Annotated in this window: 14 protein-coding genes; 8 read left to right on the top strand and 6 right to left on the bottom strand. The window is 68.0% G+C overall.

Going from position 1 to position 16,798, the window contains the following annotated elements:
- Positions 1-2: 2 nt before the first annotated feature.
- The 3 genes from F3H32_RS00330 to purM form a co-directional block, all read right to left on the bottom strand.
- Positions 3-1,250 carry a urate hydroxylase PuuD gene (locus F3H32_RS00330; protein WP_149763373.1) on the bottom strand — a complete coding sequence of 416 codons (1,248 nt, stop codon included), beginning with the start codon at positions 1,248-1,250 and terminating at the stop codon, positions 3-5.
- A gap of 216 nt (positions 1,251-1,466) precedes the next feature.
- Positions 1,467-2,063 (bottom strand): phosphoribosylglycinamide formyltransferase, encoded by a 597-nt coding sequence (gene purN / locus F3H32_RS00335; protein ID WP_149763375.1) that lies wholly within the window; start codon positions 2,061-2,063, stop codon positions 1,467-1,469.
- Positions 2,060-3,106, bottom strand: coding sequence for a phosphoribosylformylglycinamidine cyclo-ligase (gene purM, locus F3H32_RS00340; protein WP_115755150.1), 1,047 nt, complete (start codon positions 3,104-3,106; stop codon positions 2,060-2,062). Before purM ends, purN begins: the two co-directional genes overlap by 4 nt.
- A 144-nt stretch (positions 3,107-3,250) precedes the next feature.
- On the opposite strand from purM, the gene F3H32_RS00345 reads away from it, so the two are divergent.
- A complete protein-coding gene (locus tag F3H32_RS00345; protein WP_149763377.1) occupies positions 3,251-4,834 on the top strand; it encodes an SARP family transcriptional regulator in 1,584 nt (527 codons plus the stop codon).
- A 117-nt stretch (positions 4,835-4,951) separates the two neighbouring features.
- Here F3H32_RS00345 and F3H32_RS00350 read toward each other — a convergent pair whose 3' ends face one another.
- Together F3H32_RS00350 and bhcR are read right to left on the bottom strand one after the other, a co-directional pair.
- Positions 4,952-6,613 (bottom strand): DUF6345 domain-containing protein, encoded by a 1,662-nt coding sequence (locus F3H32_RS00350; protein ID WP_149763379.1) that lies wholly within the window; start codon positions 6,611-6,613, stop codon positions 4,952-4,954.
- Positions 6,614-6,799: 186 nt separating this feature from the next.
- The gene (gene bhcR / locus F3H32_RS00355; RefSeq protein ID WP_149763381.1) at positions 6,800-7,639 is read right to left on the bottom strand and encodes an HTH-type transcriptional regulator BhcR; all 840 of its coding nucleotides are present in this window, start codon (positions 7,637-7,639) and stop codon (positions 6,800-6,802) included.
- Between the two features lie 184 nt (positions 7,640-7,823).
- On the opposite strand from bhcR, the gene bhcA reads away from it, so the two are divergent.
- The 7 genes from bhcA to uraH are packed head-to-tail and all read left to right on the top strand — an operon-like array spanning position 7,824 to position 15,348.
- Positions 7,824-9,014 carry an L-aspartate--glyoxylate aminotransferase BhcA gene (bhcA, locus tag F3H32_RS00360; protein WP_149763383.1) on the top strand — a complete coding sequence of 397 codons (1,191 nt, stop codon included), beginning with the start codon at positions 7,824-7,826 and terminating at the stop codon, positions 9,012-9,014.
- Between the two features lie 3 nt (positions 9,015-9,017).
- Positions 9,018-9,977, top strand: a complete 960-nt coding sequence (gene bhcB, locus F3H32_RS00365) for a beta-hydroxyaspartate dehydratase BhcB (RefSeq protein ID WP_149763385.1) — start codon at positions 9,018-9,020, stop codon at positions 9,975-9,977.
- A gap of 11 nt (positions 9,978-9,988) precedes the next feature.
- Positions 9,989-11,152 carry a 3-hydroxy-D-aspartate aldolase BhcC gene (gene bhcC / locus F3H32_RS00370; RefSeq protein WP_149763387.1) on the top strand — a complete coding sequence of 388 codons (1,164 nt, stop codon included), beginning with the start codon at positions 9,989-9,991 and terminating at the stop codon, positions 11,150-11,152.
- Positions 11,152-12,114 (top strand): iminosuccinate reductase BhcD, encoded by a 963-nt coding sequence (gene bhcD, locus F3H32_RS00375; protein WP_149763389.1) that lies wholly within the window; start codon positions 11,152-11,154, stop codon positions 12,112-12,114. Before bhcC ends, bhcD begins: the two co-directional genes overlap by 1 nt.
- A gap of 41 nt (positions 12,115-12,155) precedes the next feature.
- Positions 12,156-13,637 (top strand): nucleobase:cation symporter-2 family protein, encoded by a 1,482-nt coding sequence (locus F3H32_RS00380; RefSeq protein ID WP_149763392.1) that lies wholly within the window; start codon positions 12,156-12,158, stop codon positions 13,635-13,637.
- Complete coding sequence (locus tag F3H32_RS00385; protein ID WP_149763394.1) at positions 13,637-14,980, top strand: 8-oxoguanine deaminase; 1,344 nt, start codon at positions 13,637-13,639, stop codon at positions 14,978-14,980. Before F3H32_RS00380 ends, F3H32_RS00385 begins: the two co-directional genes overlap by 1 nt.
- A gap of 17 nt (positions 14,981-14,997) precedes the next feature.
- Positions 14,998-15,348, top strand: a complete 351-nt coding sequence (gene uraH, locus F3H32_RS00390) for a hydroxyisourate hydrolase (protein ID WP_115755142.1) — start codon at positions 14,998-15,000, stop codon at positions 15,346-15,348.
- 109 nt (positions 15,349-15,457) lie between these two features.
- Here the strand turns inward: uraH and F3H32_RS00395 are convergent, their stop codons facing one another.
- Positions 15,458-16,798 (bottom strand): branched-chain amino acid ABC transporter permease, encoded by a 1,341-nt coding sequence (locus F3H32_RS00395; RefSeq protein WP_149763396.1) that lies wholly within the window; start codon positions 16,796-16,798, stop codon positions 15,458-15,460.

A 16,798-nucleotide genomic window follows, 5' to 3' on the forward strand; every position in this document is an offset into this window, starting at 1 on the left:
GGTCAGTTCAGCGCGAATGTCCTGGGCAGGCCGCGATACCAGTCGATGATCGCCTGGCGTTCCTGCGGCTCCATGAAGCTGACATTGGCGGGCGGCATGGCATCGGTCACGCCGGCCTGGATATAGATTTCCCGCGCGGCGCGGGTGATGTCGTCGGGGGTCTCCAGCAGCACGCCCTTGGGGGCGGTGTGGATGCCCTCGTAAGAGGGTTCGCGCGCGTGGCACATCGAGCAGCGGCCCATTACCGCGTTATGGGCATCGTCCCAGCCGGGCGCGTCTATCATGGCCTGCTGGGTGGGGGTCAGGACCCGCGCCTCGGCCTGTTCCAGGGTCTGGCGGAACATCGGCGCGGTCGAGAGCCACATGACGATGATGAACAGGATCGTCGTCGCGGCCCAGGTCCACCATTTCATGCCGCCGCCCGCATGCATGGTGTTGAAGAAATGCCGGATGGTGACGCCCATCAGGAAGACCAGCCCGGCGATGACCCAGTTGTATTCGGTGGCAAAGGCCAGCGGGTAGTGGTTCGACAGCATCAGGAACACCACCGGCAGGGTCAGGTAGTTGTTATGCGTCGAGCGCAGCTTGGCGATCTTGCCGTATTTCGGATCGGCGGGTCGCCCGGCCTTGAGGTCGGCCACGACGATGCGCTGGTTCGGCATGATGACGAAGAACACGTTCGCGGTCATGATCGTGGCGGTAAAGGCGCCCAGGTGCAGCATGGTGGCGCGGCCGGTGAAGACCTGGTCATAGGCCCAGCCCATGACCATCAGCAGCACGAACAGGATCAGCATCAGCAGGGTCGGGGTCTCGCCCAGCCGGGATTTGCACAGGTTGGTATAGACCAGCCAGCCGATCGACAGCGAGCCGGCCGAGATCAGGATCGCCTGCCAGGGCGCCAGCTCCATCTTGGCCGGGTCGATCAGGTAGAGTTCCGAGCCGACCCAATAGGTGATCATCAGGAGCGCCGCCCCCGAGATCCAGGTCATGTAGCTTTCCCATTTGAACCAGATCAGGTGGTCGGGCATCCGTTCCGGCGCCACCAGGTATTTCTGGATGTGGTAGAAGCCGCCGCCATGGACCTGCCATTCCTCGCCATGCGCGCCCGGCGGCAGGCCCGGCACCTTGCGCAGCCCCAGGTCGAGCGCGACGAAATAGAAGGACGAGCCGATCCAGCAGATGGCGGTGACGACATGCGTCCAGCGAATGGCGAAGCCGAGCCAATCCCAGATGACGGCGAAATCGGACATGGTCTGGTCTCCTGTCTAGCTGGCGAAAGACTAGCGGTTCGGCGGGGTTGCGAGTATTCACGCATTTCCCCTTGCTGTCTTAACGATGCGTTGAAAATCTTTCGCGCGGGCGCAGGGTGGGCGGAAGGAGGGGGCTTTGCCCCCTCAGGCCCGTGCCGGGCCTTCACCCCCAGGATATTTGGCCACGAAAGAAGCCGGCGCCGCGCCCGCCATCTTTCAGGCGGCGGTCAGGGTGATCGGCCTTTGGTCGCCCTGGGCGAAGCGGCGCAGCACCTGGGGGTAGAGCCGGTGTTCCTGGGCCAGCACGCGGGCGGCCAGGGTTTCGGCGCTGTCGCCGGGCAGGATCGGCACGCGGACCTGGCCCAGGATCGGGCCGGCATCGAGGTCCGGCGTCACCAGATGCACCGAGGCGCCGGCCTGGGCGTCGCCGGCCTCGATGGCCCGGCGGTGGGTGTGGAGGCCGGGATATTTCGGCAGCAGCGACGGGTGGATGTTCAGGATCCGTCCCTGGAAGCGCTGCACGAAGTCCGGGGTCAGGATGCGCATGAAGCCGGCAAGGCACAGGATGTCGGGCCGGGCCGCGAGCAGAGGTTCCAGGAGCGCGGCCTCGAACCCGGCGCGGTCGCCAGGATAGGCCCGGTGGTCGATGGCGAAGCTGGGGACGTCCAGCGCGCGGGCATGGGCCAGCCCCGCCGCCTGCGGGTCGTTCGAGCCGACGATCACCGGGCGCGCCGGATGGTCGCCGGTCATCGATTCGACCAGCTTGATCATGTTCGAGCCGCCGCCCGAGATCAGGATGGCGACGCGTTTCACCGCAGCCGGCCGCTGTAGCGCACGCCGCTGCCGGGCGCGACATGGCCCAGGCGGATCACGGTTTCGCCCTGGTCGCGCAGCAGCGCTTCGATTTCCCCGGCGCGGTCGGCGGCGACGGCCAGCACCATGCCGATGCCGCAGTTGAAGGTCTTGAGCATCTCGGCATCCGCGACCTGTCCGGCCTGGGCCAGCCAGTCGAAGACCGGCGGCAGGCTGAAGCTGTCGAGGTCGATTTCGGCCCCGAGCCCCTGGGGCAGGACGCGCGGCAGGTTTTCGGTCAGGCCGCCGCCGGTGATATGGGCGGCGGCATGCACGCCGCCCTGGCGGATCGCGGCCAGCACCGGGCGCACGTAAAGCCGCGTGGGCGCCAGCAGCGCCTGGCCCAGCGTGCCGCCGGCAAAGGGCGCGGGGGCGGCCCAGTCGAGCCCTGCGTGTTCGGCCACCCGGCGCACCAGCGAGAAGCCGTTGGAATGCACCCCGTCCGAGGCAAGGCCCAGCAGCAGGTCGCCATCCGCAACCCCGGCCGGAAGCGCCGAGCCGCGTTCCATCGCGCCCACGGCAAAGCCCGCCAGGTCGAAATCGCCGCGCGCATACATGCCCGGCATTTCAGCGGTTTCGCCGCCGATCAGGGCGCAGCCGGAACGCCGGCAGCCCTCGGCGATGCCGTTGACGACTCGCGCCGCCTCGTCGACCGCAAGCTTGCCGGTTGCGAAATAATCCAGGAAGAACAGCGGCTCGGCGCCCTGGCACACCAGGTCGTTCACGCACATGGCCACCAGGTCGATGCCCAGCCCGTCCAGTTCGCCCGTGTCGATGCCGATGCGCAGCTTGGTGCCCACGCCGTCGGTCGCGGCCACCAGCACCGGGTCGAGATAGCCGGCCGCCTTGAGGTCGAAGAGCGCGCCGAAACCGCCCAGCCCCTCCATCACGCCGGGGCGGCGCGTGGCGGCGGCGGCGGGCTTGATCCGCTCGACCAGCGCATTGCCCGCGTCGATATCCACTCCGGCCTCGGCATAGGACAGGCCGCTCTTGCGCTCGGTCATCTTCAGGTTCCCCTTTGCTTTGCGTCCCGATAGCGCAGGTGCGGCGCACAGGCAATGATCGGCTGTGGCCGGCTGCGGCTGTTCGCGCGGGCGCCAAGGCATTATGATCAATATGCGTCATAGCGAAGCCATGCGGCGAATCGAATGCCAGCCACGCTGAGTCTGATGGGAACGGTGCGCCTGCGCGGCGCGGACGGGGCGGACCTGACCCCCCGCGGCCAGAAGGCGCGTGGCGCGCTGGCGCTTTTGGGCACCGCGCCCGACCTGCGGCTGAATCGCGCCCGGCTTCAGGACCTGCTGTGGAGCGAGCGCGGCCGGCAGCGCGGCTCGGACAGCCTGCGCCAGATGCTGCGCGAGCTGCGCACGGCGCTGGGGGCCGAAAAGGCCATCCTGCTGACCGGCGTGGGCTGGGTGGGGCTGGACCCCGAGCGGCTGCGCATCGACCTGACGGCGGTCTATGACGCCGGCGGGGCGCCGATCGAATTCGCCGCCGATCTTGATATTCCCGACCCGGAATTCGAAACCTGGCTGCGCGACATGCGTCTGAGGCTGACGCCGGAAAGCGACGGGCCAAGCGCCTTGCAGCCCTGGACGGCCCTGGCGCTTGCCGGCCGCGGCGAGAGCCTGGCGGCGGGCGGCTATGTGGTCGCCTTGCCGCCGGTCGAAAGCAATGGCGGGCGCGCCCATGCCATCGGGGCGATGATCGTGAACGAGGCGGCGGCGCGCGCCTGCGAGATGATTCCGGCGGTGCTGGCCGACCGGGTCGGGGCGGGGACGGCGCGGACCGGCATCCAGCTTAGCGCCATTTGCTATGCGGCGGGCGCGGATTGCGCGCTGATGGTGGCGATATGCGACATCGCGACGGGGGCGCGGTGCTGGACCCGGCGCTTTACCATCGGGGCGGCGGACGAAGCCGCGGCCATGCGCCATGCGGTTGCGCAGATCGCCGTGGCGTTGCTTGACCGGGCGCGGCGGACGGGTCCCGCGGCGCAGGTCCAGGTCTTTCCGGTCTGGGACGTGTTCAGCTATTCCCGCGAGCGGCTGGAGGCGGCCGACCGCGTCCTGGCCGGCTGGGCCCCCGAACGGCAAAGCGCGGTCGGCCTGGCCCTGCGGTCCTATTTGCGCAACACGCTGATCTGCGAGCGTCTGACCGACGACCCGGCCCGCTGCGCCGACGAGGCCGAGGCCCTGGCGCAGCGGGCCCGCGACCTGGCCCCGGCCCATCCGGTGGTGCTGGCCGTGGCCTCGCTTTCGGCGTCGGGGCGGCGCGACGCGGTGGGGGCGCTGGACCTGGCGCAGGCGGCCTGCCGCAACGATCCCGACAATGTGCTGGCCTGCCATGCGCTGTCGCAGGCGCTCAGCGATGTCGGCCGCGACCTTGAAGCGTTGGAGGCGACCGAGCGGGGCGCCCGCGGCGCATTGGCCGAACTGGCCCCGGCCTCGTGGCTGATGCGCCGTGCCGTGGTGCAGTTGCGCCTGGGCCGGTTGCACGACGCCGAAAATTCCGCTGCCGCCGCCTATGCCTTTGCCGCGGACAACCGATCCTCGCTGCGCTTTCTGGCGGCGTTGCGCTATCATCGGGGCGATCTGGCGGGTGCGGCCCAGGCGTTGCGCTGTCTGCGCCGGATCGAGCCGGATTTCTCGCTGGAGCTGATGGCAGGGCCCGACTATCCGGTGGCGCCGCTGCGCATGGCCGGGCTGATGGGGATCACGGCGTCGGGCCTGTAACGCGCGCTGCCATCATGGCGCGACAGGCGGGATGGGCGCGGGCGGATGCGGGCATTGCAGCTTGCAGCCGGTCGAGAACCCGGAGACGGCTGCCTCCGCCTCCGGGCCACCGGATCGTCAGTCGCCCAGGTCGGACTGGATCCAGTAACGCTTGCGAAAGCCGCGCGCGCATTCGATCTCGATGCCCTGGCGGGCGACGAGGCGGGCGGTGTTGCTGCGGATTCCGTAGCCGATTTCCGTCGTGCCCGGCAGGATGCGCAGGTTGAGCGGCGCGGCCCCCCGCGCCGCCAGATCGCGCATCAGCCGCGCCGAATGCTGCGCCAGGATCCGGGGGATCGCCTGCGGTTCGGGTTCGGGCATGCCCTCGGGCCGCCTGGGCGGCGGCGGGTCGTCGGGCAGCCCGTGGCGATGGGCGCGGGGCGGCATCCGCTCGGCCACCCGGCGCAGGGTCGATTCGATGCGCAGCACGGTGCCGTCCGGCCGCATCGCCAGCCGCAACCCGCCGGCATTGGGGGTCAGCACCGGAATGCCGTCGATGCTTTGGCGGAACTTCACGATGATCTCGTCCAGGTTTTCCACCGGCGGCTGGTCCAGCCGCGACAGGCTGGCCGTCGCCGAAAGCGCCAGCGACACGCGGTCAAAGACAAGCTCGGTTCCCGCCGGCAGGAAGCCGTGCTGGCGCAGCGCATTGCGCGCGCGGCCGACCAGGGTGCGGCAGGGCGGTATCTCGCGCAGGCCGCGGCCCGGCCCGCAATCGCCAAGCTCCAGCAGGATGCGCCCCTCCGAGTCGCGCTGGAAGCGCAGCGCTCCGCGGGCCAGCGAAATCGCGCCCTGCGCATCGGTGGCGGCCAGCGCCGCATCCAGCCCCAGGCGCGACATCACCGATTGAACCAGATGGCGATCCTGCGCCACCGGCACCAGCCGGACTGCGGAAAACTCGGCCGGCGGCTCGGTCAGCGTGGGCGCGCGCTGGTGGACGGCGGCCGGCGCATGCCAGCGCCAGGCCCAGCCCTGTGCGCTGCCGCATTCTGCCCGAAAGCGGCGCTCGGAAAACAGCATGGCCAGCGCCGCTTCCGGGGTGGGGCCACAGGCGCAGGCGACCGGGCTTTGGTCGGGCGCGATGTCCCAGGCCCCGTCCAGCCAGGATTGCGCAAAGGGCTTGCCCATCTGCCAGTGGCGCCAGAAATTCGCGCCGTAGCGGCCGGAATCCCAGCAGATCGAATCAAAGCCGAACAGCATCCGCAACCCGTGATTGGCCCTGGCCCAGCTATGAAGCGGGTTCGTGCCCGGCCCCACCCGCAGCCCCTGGCTGGTCGACCAGAACAGATAGCGCAACGCATCGGTGCCCAGCCGCATCCGCTCGGATGTCAGGCAGGCATCCGTCCCGGTCCAAAGCGCGCCCATCGGCAGGTGAAAGACCCCGTCGTCACCCATCCGGCCATGGCCGGCGTGGTAAAAGACGCGCACCGAATCCATGTCGCGGCCGGGCGCGTGCTGCACGGGCTGGCGGTCATAGATCCAGGACTTGACCGCCCCGTCGCGGCGCCAGAAATCCGGCGCGGCAAAGCGGTCCACCGCATCCAGAAACCCGCCCGCATCGCGATGCGCGGCATGCAGCGCCCCGGCGGCGCGATAGGTCTCGATACTGCAAGCGCCGTAAAGGCTGGCGGGGCCGGCCGCCCGCGAGGGGCCGGTCGCGGCATCCATGGCCGGATCCGGCGGCAGGGCCAGGGCCGGCGGCATGTCGTATTCGGGCCAAGGTCGGGGGAGATCTTCCATGCCGTAAGCTCCTTGCAGGACAGCCGGGCCGGTGGACCCAGGCGAGGATGCGGTAAGATGTCACAGGAAGGCTATTTTGAGCGGCGTGAACTGAACGTGAATCGGCGGTTAACGCGCACTCGACCGGCAAGAAGGCGGATTTTACAGGCGGAATCCGCGCCGACCGTCCGGTGCGGCCGAATCAAGTCAAGTCCCGTCGCGCGGGGCCGGGTCCGGCGCCATGCCAAAGGACAGCGCCCGCGCCGCCTCGATCACCGCCTGCGACATGGAGGCCAGCCGCGCGTCCGACATGCGCAGGCTGGGGCCGGAAACCGAAATGCCCGCCGCAGCCTCGCCCCCCAGGTCGAAGATCGGCGCGGCGATGCAGCGCATCCCCGGCGTGCGCTCTTCATTGTCCAGCGCATAGCCGCGCGCCCGGATCCGGACTAGATCCTGGACCAGCGCCTGCGGGTCGGTCAGCGTGGTCGGGGTGAACCGTTCCAGCGCCATGCCGGCGATCATGCGTTTCAGGTCCGCCGGCGGCGCATGGGCCAAAAGCGCCTTGCCGATCCCCGAGGCATGCAGCGCCGACCGTGTGCCGGGCGGAAAGAAGGCGCGGATCGTCTCATGCGTTTCGGCCTGGCTCAGGAACAGCACCGCATCGCCGTTCAGGATGCCCAGGTTCGCCGTCTCGCCCGTCTGCTCCATCAGCCGGCGCAAGAGCGGCCGCGCCCGCTCGACCAGGCCCGAGCGGCGCATGAAGGCCGAGCCGTGGCGAAAGGCCGTCGGCCCGACATGCCAAGCCTGGGTCTGGCTGTCGCTTTCCGCCACGCCGCGCGCCGCCAGCGTCACCAGCACCCGATGCACGGTCGAAGGCGCCATCCCAAGCCGCTGCGCGATCTCGGTCAAGGTCAAGCCGCTGGACACGGCGATCAGGTCAAGGATGTCAAGCGCCCGATCCAGCGCCCGGATGCCGCCCGAATCCTCGGCATTCGGGCCGCCCGCCCGACCCCTGGGACGGCCTCTTTTGCGAATCTGCACCGACATTCAATTTTTCCTTTCGACTTGTTTCTGGATTTCTTGAAAATCCTGTTTTCGCTTTGGAAAAGGCCAACAGGCTGATTCCTCTTACGTTTAGGATACTTTTCCGCGATTGCGAAATGTTTTTCAGAAAAATTGCATCAGTGGACAGCAAAACGTAGCCTGGTCCACAAGCGCAGGAGGAATTGCCATGACCAGTCAGAACCCGATCTTTATCCCCGGCCCGACCAACATCCCCGAGGAGATGCGCAAGGCCGTGGACATGCCCACCATCGACCACCGCTCGCCGGTGTTCGGCCGGATGCTGCACCCGGCGCTGGAGGGGGTAAAGAAAGTCCTCAAATCGACGCAGGCACAGGTTTTCCTGTTCCCCTCGACCGGGACCGGCGGCTGGGAAACCGCGATCACCAACACGCTGTCGCCCGGCGACAAGGTGCTGGCGGCGCGCAACGGCATGTTCAGCCATCGCTGGATCGACATGTGCCAGCGCCACGGGCTGGACGTGACCTTTGTCGAAACCCCCTGGGGCGAAGGCATCCCCGCCGACCGTTTCGAGGAAATCCTGACCGCCGACAAGGGCCACGAGATCCGCGCCGTGCTGGCCACGCATAACGAGACCGCGACCGGGGTGAAATCCGACATCGCCGCCGTCCGCCGCGCGCTGGACGCGGCCAAGCACCCGGCCATGCTGTTCGTGGACGGCGTTTCCTCGATCGGGTCGATGGATTTCCGCATGGACGAATGGGGCGTCGATATCGCCGTCACCGGCAGCCAAAAGGGCTTCATGCTGCCGCCGGGCCTGGCCATCCTGGGCTTTTCGCCCAAGGCCATGGCGGCGGTCGAAAGCGCCCGCCTGCCGCGCACCTTCTTCGACATCGGCGACATGGGCGAAGGCTACGCCCGCAACGGCTATCCCTATACGCCTCCGGTCGGGCTGATCAACGGGCTGAACGCCAGTTGCGAGCGCATCCTGGCCGAGGGGCTGGAGAACGTCTTTGCCCGCCACCACCGCATCGCCGGCGGCGTGCGCGCCGCGGTCGGGGCCTGGGGGCTGAAGCTTTGCGCCGCCCGCCCCGAGCTTTATTCCGACAGCGTCAGCGCCATCCGCGTCCCGGAAGGTTTCGACGCCAACCTGATCGTCTCCCATGCGCTGGACACCTATGACATGGCCTTTGGCACCGGCTTGGGCCAGGTCGCGGGCAAGGTGTTCCGCATCGGCCACCTGGGCAGCCTGACCGATGCCATGGCCTTGGCGGGGCTGGCCACGGCCGAGATGGTGATGGCCGATCTGGGCCTGCCGATCCGGCTTGGCTCGGGCGTCGCCGCCGCGCAGGACCATTACCGCCAGACCACCGCCGCGGCGCTGAAAAAGGCCGCCTGAGGGATGAAGGACGCCATGTATATCCCGACCTATCAGGACATGCTGGCCGCGCATGAGCGCATCAAGCCGCATATCCGGCGCACGCCCGTCCGGGTCTCGGACTATCTGAACGAGCTTTCCGGCGCGCAGCTATTCTTCAAATGCGAGAATTTCCAGGAGCCGGGGGCCTTCAAGGTCCGCGGCGCCGCCAACGCGGTCTTCGGCCTGGACGATGCGCAGGCGGCCAAGGGCGTGGCCACCCATTCCAGCGGCAACCATGCGTCCTGCCTGTCCTATGCGGCGATGCTGCGCGGCATTCCCTGCAACGTGGTCATGCCGCGCACCGCGCCGCAGGCCAAGAAGGACACCGTGCGGCGCTATGGCGGCGTCATCACCGAATGCGAGCCCTCGACCAGCTCGCGCGAGGAAACCTTTGCCAAGGTGCAGGCCCAGACCGGGGGCGATTTCGTCCATCCCTATAACGACCCGCGGGTGATCGCCGGCCAAGGCACCTGCGCGCGTGAGTTCATCGAGCAGGTGGACGGGCTGGACGCCGTGGTCGCGCCGATTGGCGGCGGCGGCATGATCTCGGGCACCTGCCTGACGCTGGCGACGCTGGCGCCCGAAGTGCAGGTGATTGCGGCCGAACCCGAACAGGCCGACGACGCCTATCGCAGCTTCAAGGCCGGCCATATCATCGCCGACGATGCGCCCAAGACCGTCGCCGACGGGCTTCTGGTGCCGCTGAAAGATCTGACCTGGCATTTCGTCCAGAACCACGTCAGCGAGATCTACACCGCCTCGGACGCCGAGATCGTCGATGCGATGAAACTGGCCTGGAAGCATCTGCGCGTGGTGCTGGAACCCAGCAGCGCCGTGCCGGCGGCCGTTATCCTGAAGAACCCCCAAGCTTTTGCCGGCAAGCGCGTCGGCATCATCGTCACCGGCGGCAATGTCGATCTTGACAAGCTGCCCTGGATCTAAGGAGCATTCCCATGAACGCGAAAGCGGATTTCGCCGGCTACGAGGTCGGCTATGACATCCCCGCCCTGCCCGGCATGGACGAAAGGGACATCCAGACGCCCTGCCTGATCCTGGACCTGGACGCGCTGGAGCGGAACATCAAGAAGATGGGCGATTATGCCAAGGCGCATGGCATGCGCCACCGCAGCCACGGCAAGATGCACAAATCGGTGGATGTGCAGAAATTGCAGGAAAGCCTGGGCGGTTCGGTCGGCGTCTGCTGCCAGAAGGTCAGCGAGGCCGAGGTCTTTGCCCGCGGCGGCATCAAGGACGTGCTGGTCACGAACGAAGTGCGCGACCCGGCCAAGATCGACCGGCTGGCCCGCCTGCCCAAGCTGGGCGCGACCGTGACGGTCTGCGTCGACGACGTGGCCAACATCGCCGACCTGTCGGCGGCGGCGCAACGGCATGGCACCGAACTGGGCATCTTTGTCGAGATCGACTGCGGCGCGGGCCGCTGCGGCGTGACCACCAAAGAAGCCGTGGTGGAAATCGCCAAGGCCGCCGATGCCGCCCCGAACCTGAGCTTCAAGGGCATCCAGGCCTATCAGGGTGCGATGCAGCACATGGACAGCTTCGAGGATCGCAAGGCCAAGCTGGACGCCGCCATCGCCCAGGTGAAAGAAGCCGTCGCGGCGCTAGAGGCCGAGGGGCTCAAGCCCGAATACGTGTCGGGCGGCGGCACGGGGTCTTATTATTTCGAAAGCAATTCGGGGGTTTACAACGAATTGCAATGCGGCAGCTATGCCTTCATGGATGCCGATTACGGCCGCATCCACGATGCCGAGGGCAAGCGCATCGACCAGGGCGAATGGGAAAACGCGCTGTTCATCCTGACCTCGGTCATGAGCCACGCCAAGCCGCATCTGGCAGTGGTCGATGCGGGGCTGAAGGCGCAATCCGTCGATAGCGGCCTGCCCTTCATCTATGGCCGCGATGATGTGAAATACATCAAGTGCAGCGACGAGCATGGCGTGGTCGAGGACAAGGACGGCGTGCTGAAGGTCAACGACAAGCTGCGGCTGGTGCCCGGCCATTGCGACCCGACCTGCAACGTCCACGACTGGTATGTGGGCGTCAGGAACGGCAAGGTCGAGGTGGTCTGGCCGGTCTCGGCCCGCGGAAAGGCCTATTGATGCTGGTCGTCCCCGAAAAGCAAATCGCGGGTCTGATGACCCCCGAGGCGGCCTTCGAGGCCATCGAGGCGGTCTTCGCTTCGATGGCCCGGCGCAAGGCCCGGAACTTTCCCGTGGTGCGCGAGGCCATCGGCCATGAAGATGCGCTTTACGGCTTCAAGGGCGGCTTTGACGGCGTGGCGCTGGTGCTGGGGCTGAAGGCCGGCGGCTATTGGCCGTTGAACCAGAAGCATGGGCTGATCAACCACCAGTCCACGGTGTTCCTGTTCGACCCCGATACCGGCCGGGTCGCGGCGGCGGTGGGCGGCAACCTGCTGACGGCGCTGCGCACCGCGGCGGCCTCGGCGGTGTCGATCAAATATCTGGCGCCCAAGGGGGCCAAGGTTCTGGGCATGATCGGCGCCGGCCACCAGTCCACCTTCCAGATGCGGGCGGCGGCCAATGTGCATCGGTTCGAAAAGGTCATCGGCTGGAACCCGCATCCCGAGATGCTGTCGCGCCTGGCCGATACCGCCACCGAGCTGGGCCTGCCCTTCGAGGCGGTCGAGCTGGACCGGCTGGGCACCGAGGCCGATGTGATCATCTCGATCACCTCGTCCTTCTCGGCCCTGCTGATGGACCAGCATGTCAAGGGCCCGACCCATATCGCCGCCATGGGCACCGATACCAAGGGCAAGCAGGAACTGGACCCGGCGCTGGTCGCCCGCGCCCGGATCTATACCGACGAGATCGCGCAGTCGGTCAGCATCGGCGAATGCCAGCACGCCATCGCGGCGGGCCTGATCGCGCAGGAGGCGATCCGCGAACTGGGCGCCGTGGTCGCCGGCAGGGGTCCCGGCCGCGACGGCGCCGAGGTGACGCTGTTCGACGGCACCGGGGTCGGTTTGCAGGACCTGGCGGTGGCCGCGGCGGTCGTCGAACTGGCCAAACACAAGGGGGTGGCGCAAGAGGTCGAAATCTGACCCCTGCCGCTCGCGTCCTGAACAAGGGAGGATAAGGACGTATGCAAGAACCCGTTACCAGCCCCGGCTTCGATCCGGTCGAGGAGCGCGTCGCCGCGCCTCGGCTGCTTGCCCTGGGCTTCCAGCATGTTCTGGTCATGTATGCCGGCGCCATCGCGGTGCCGCTGATCGTCGGCCGCGCCCTGCAACTGTCGCCGCAGGACGTGGCCTTTCTGATTTCGGCCGACCTTTTCGTCTGCGGCATCGTCACCATCATCCAAAGCTTCGGTGCCACGCAATGGTTCGGCATCCGCCTGCCGGTGATGATGGGCGTGACATTCGCCGCCGTCGGGCCGATGGTCGCCATCGCCTCGGCCAATCCGGGGCAGGAAGGGGCGCGGATGATGTTCGGCGCCATCATGGCGGCGGGGGTGATCGCGATCTTCTTTGCGCCGCTGGTCGGCCAGTTGCTGCGCTTTTTCCCCAGCGTGGTCACGGGCACGGTGATCCTGGTGATCGGGGTCAGCCTGATGCCGGTCGGCATCAACTGGATCTTCGGCCTGCCGGTCGGCCCGACCGCCCCGCAGCTTGTCGATCCCGCAGCCCAGTCCTGGCTCGACACCGCCCGCGCCGCCGGCGGTGTTCCCGAAAGCGTCAGGCTGATGCCGACGGTCGCCAATCCCGAATACGCCTCGTTGCCGCGCATCCTGATCGGCATCACCGTACTGGCGGCGATCCTGCTGATCGCCCGCTATGCCCGCGGCTTCGTCGCCAATATCGCGGTGCTGCTGGGCATCGTCATCGGCGGGCTGCTGGCCGCGGCGCTTGGCATGATGCATTTCGACGGCATTGCCGAGGCCGCCTGGTTCGCCCCGATCAAGCCCCTGCATTTCGGCATGCCGATCTTCGACCCGGTGATGATCCTGACCATGCTGCTGGTCATGTTCGTGACCATGATCGAATCGACCGGCATGTTCCTGGCGCTTTCCGACATCTGCGGGCGGCGCATGACCCCCAAGGCCCTGACCGCGGGTCTGCGCGTCGATGGGCTGGGCACCGCGATCGGCGGGCTTTTCAACACCTTCCCCTATACCTCCTTCAGCCAGAATGTCGGGCTGGTGGGCGTGACCGGCGTGCGCTCGCGCTTTGTCTGCGTGGCGGGCGGCGCGATCATGATCGTGCTGGGGCTGATCCCCAAGATGGGCGCGCTGGTCGAATCGCTGCCGACCACCGTTCTGGGCGGGGCGGGGCTGGTGATGTTCGGCATGGTCGCGGCGACCGGCATCCGCATCCTGTCCACCGTCGATTTCAAGGGCAACCGCCACAACCTGTTCATCGTCGCGGTCTCGCTGGGGCTGGGCATGGTGCCGATGATCGCCCCCGACTTCAACCAGTGGCTGCCGCATTCGATGCACACGCTGATCCATTCCGGCATCCTGCTGGCCGCGCTTGCGGCGGTCGGGCTGAACTGGTTCTTCAACGGCGCCCCTCATACCAGCGACGAGGAAATCGCCGCCACAGCCCACGCGGCCGAGGCGCATTGATGGCGAAACGCCTGCTCATCCGGGGCGCCGAAGTGGTCGTGACCATGGACGGCGCCCGGCGCGAGATCGCCGGCGGGGACGTGCTGGTCGAGGGCGGGGTCATCTCTGCCCTCGGCCCCGGCCTTTCGGCCGAGGGTGCTGAGGTGGTCGAGGCGCGGGGCTGCGTCGTCACCCCCGGCCTTGTCAACACGCATCACCACCTGTTCCAGACCCTGACCCGCGCCGTGCCCGCGGCCCAGGACGCGGCGCTGTTTGGCTGGCTGCGCAGCCTTTATCCGATCTGGGGCCGCATGACGCCCGGCGATATCCGCCTGTCCACGCAGATCGGGTTGGCGGAACTGGCGCTTTCGGGCTGCACCTGTTCGTCGGATCACCTGTATCTGTTCCCGAACGGCGCCCGGCTCGACGACAGCATCGAGGCGGCCTCGGAAATCGGCATCCGCTTCACCGCCACCCGCGGCGCCATGTCGATCGGCGAATCCAAGGGCGGGCTGCCCCCCGATGCCCTGGTCGAGGATGAGGCCGCGATCCTTCGCGACAGCGAACGCCTGGTCGCAGCCTTCCACGACCCCGAAGCCGGCGCCATGGTGCAGGTCGGCCTTGCCCCCTGCTCGCCCTTTTCGGTCAGCCGGGAACTGATGCGCGACGCGGCGATCCTGGCCCGCGAAATGGGCGTGCGACTGCACACCCACCTGGCCGAAAACGCCGAGGACGTGGCCTATTCGCTGGAAAACTTCGGCATGCTGCCCGGCGACTATGCCGAAAGCCTGGGCTGGACCGGCGAGGATGTCTGGCACGCGCATTGCGTGAAACTGTCGGACAAGGAAATCGACCTCTTCGCCCGCACCGGCACCGGGGTCGCGCATTGCCCCTGTTCGAACGCGCGGCTCGCCTCGGGCATCGCCCCGGTGCGGCGGATGCGCGATGCGGGCGTGGCCCTGGGCCTGGGCGTCGACGGCTCGGCCAGCAACGATTGCAGCCATCTCGGGCTCGAAGCGCGCCAGGCCATGCTGGTCGCCCGCCTGCGCGACGGCCCCGCCGCCATGGGCGCCCGCGAGGCGCTCGAGATCGCCACGCTTGGCGGCGCCCGCGTGCTGGGCCGCAGCGACATCGGCGCGCTGGAACCCGGCAAGCGCGCCGACCTGGTGCTTTGGGACGTCTCGGAACTGCCGGCCGCCGGGCAATGGGACCCGGTGGCGGCGCTGGTTTTCTGCGCACCGATCCGACCACGCGCGGTCTATGTGGAAGGCCGGGCCGTGGTGCAGGATCACCACCTGCTGACCGCAGACCCGAATCGGCTGAACGAACAGGCCCGCGCCGCCATCGCCCGGCTCGCGGATTGACCAAGGAAAGGACGACAATGCCCGGCTATCTGACCACCCATGTGCTCGACACCGCTAACGGCACGCCCGCACAGGGCATGCGGATCGAGCTTTACCGCCTGGACCCGGAACGCCGGCTGATCGCGCAGACCGCGACCAATCACGACGGGCGCACCGACGCGCCGATCCTGCCCCAGGCGGACTTCCAGACCGGCGAATACGAGCTGGTCTTTCATGTCGGCGCCTGGCTTGACGGCATCGGCCACCAGGCGGCCAAGCCCCGCTTCCTCGACCAGGTGCCCTTGCGCTTCGGCATGTCCGAACAGGACCATTACCATGTGCCGCTGCTGATCTCGCCCTACGGCTTCTCGACCTATCGCGGCAGTTGACCGCTTCTTTCGTGCCCAAATATCCTGGGGGGCGAGGAGCGTCAGCGACGAGCGGGGCGAAGCCCCCGAACGAAAGATGGGGAATTGGCGGGGGCAAAAGCCCCCGCCGTCATTTCTCGGGCACCAGCCCGCGCGGGGCGAAGCGCAAGACCAGCAGCAGCACCAGCCCCAGCGCGATGAAGCGCATATGCGGCGCGCTGCCCAGCAAATGGTCGCGCAGCGCACCCGCGGGCAGGGGGCCGGTCAGCAGGCGCATCAGTTCGGGCCCCCAGACCTCGGCCTTGATCCACAGAAACCAGATCAGGATCGCGCCAAGGGCTGCGCCCCAGTTGTTGCCCGAGCCGCCGACGATCACCATCACCCAGATCAGGAAAGTATAGCGCAGCGGGTTGAAGCTGTTGGGCGACAACAGCCCGTCCAGCGTCACCATCATCGCGCCGGCAAGCCCGATCACCGCGCTGCCGATGACGAAGATCTGCAAATGCCGGCGGGTCACGTCCTTGCCCATCGCCTCGGCGGCGGTCTCGTTGTCGCGAATGGCGCGCATCATCCGCCCCCAGGGCGATTTCAGCGCCAGTTCCGCCAGCAGGATCAGCACCAGCAGCACCGCGCCGAACAGGCCCGCGTAAAGCAGCTTGACCCAGATGCCCGATGCCAGGGCCGGGCTCAGCCCCCATTCGGCGGCGCGGGCCACGAAATCGGGGTCGCTTTGCAGGTCCAGCTCATAGGGCACCGGGCGCGGGATGCCCGAGACGTTCTTGACCCCGCGCGACAGCCATTCCTCGTTGCGCATCACCGCGACGATGATCTCGCCGATGCCCAGCGTGGCGATGGCCAGATAGTCCGAGCGCAGCCCCAGCGCCACCTTGCCCACCCCCCAGGCCGCGGCGGCGGCGAAAAGCGCGCCGACCGGCCAGGATAGCAGCACCGGCCAGCCCAAGCCGCCGATATGGCCGGCGCTTGCGGAATTGTTGGCCTCGATCGCCATCACCGCCGGGTCGAACAGCCAGCGGTAAAGCACGAAGCCCAGGCCCAGCACCGCGACCAGCGCCGGCACCCGCATCAGCCCCGGCACGCGCCGCCAGGCCTGCGCCGCCAGCACCAGCGTGCCCAGCCCCACCAGCAGCGCCAGGACCACCCGCGGCCCGCCGGCAGCCCAGGCCCCCGCGACCGGCGCGGTCGAGACCAGCACCGGCGCCAGCCCGCCAAGCGCCAGAAAGCCCACGACGCCGGCGTTGAAAAGCCCGGCATAGCCCCATTGCATGTTGACCCCCAGCGCCATCACGGCCGAGATCAGCCCCATGTTCAGGATGGCCAGCGCGGTGTTCCAACTGCCGGAAAAGAGCGCGTTGCGAAAGCTGCCCTCGGCCAGGAACAGCAGCGCAAGCACCAGGAACAGGATCGGCGCGCGCCAGGGGCTGGAGGCATCGGCTTGGCGGATGTTCGACAT

The organism is Paracoccus thiocyanatus, from assembly GCF_900156255.1.
Taxonomy (GTDB): domain Bacteria; phylum Pseudomonadota; class Alphaproteobacteria; order Rhodobacterales; family Rhodobacteraceae; genus Paracoccus; species Paracoccus thiocyanatus.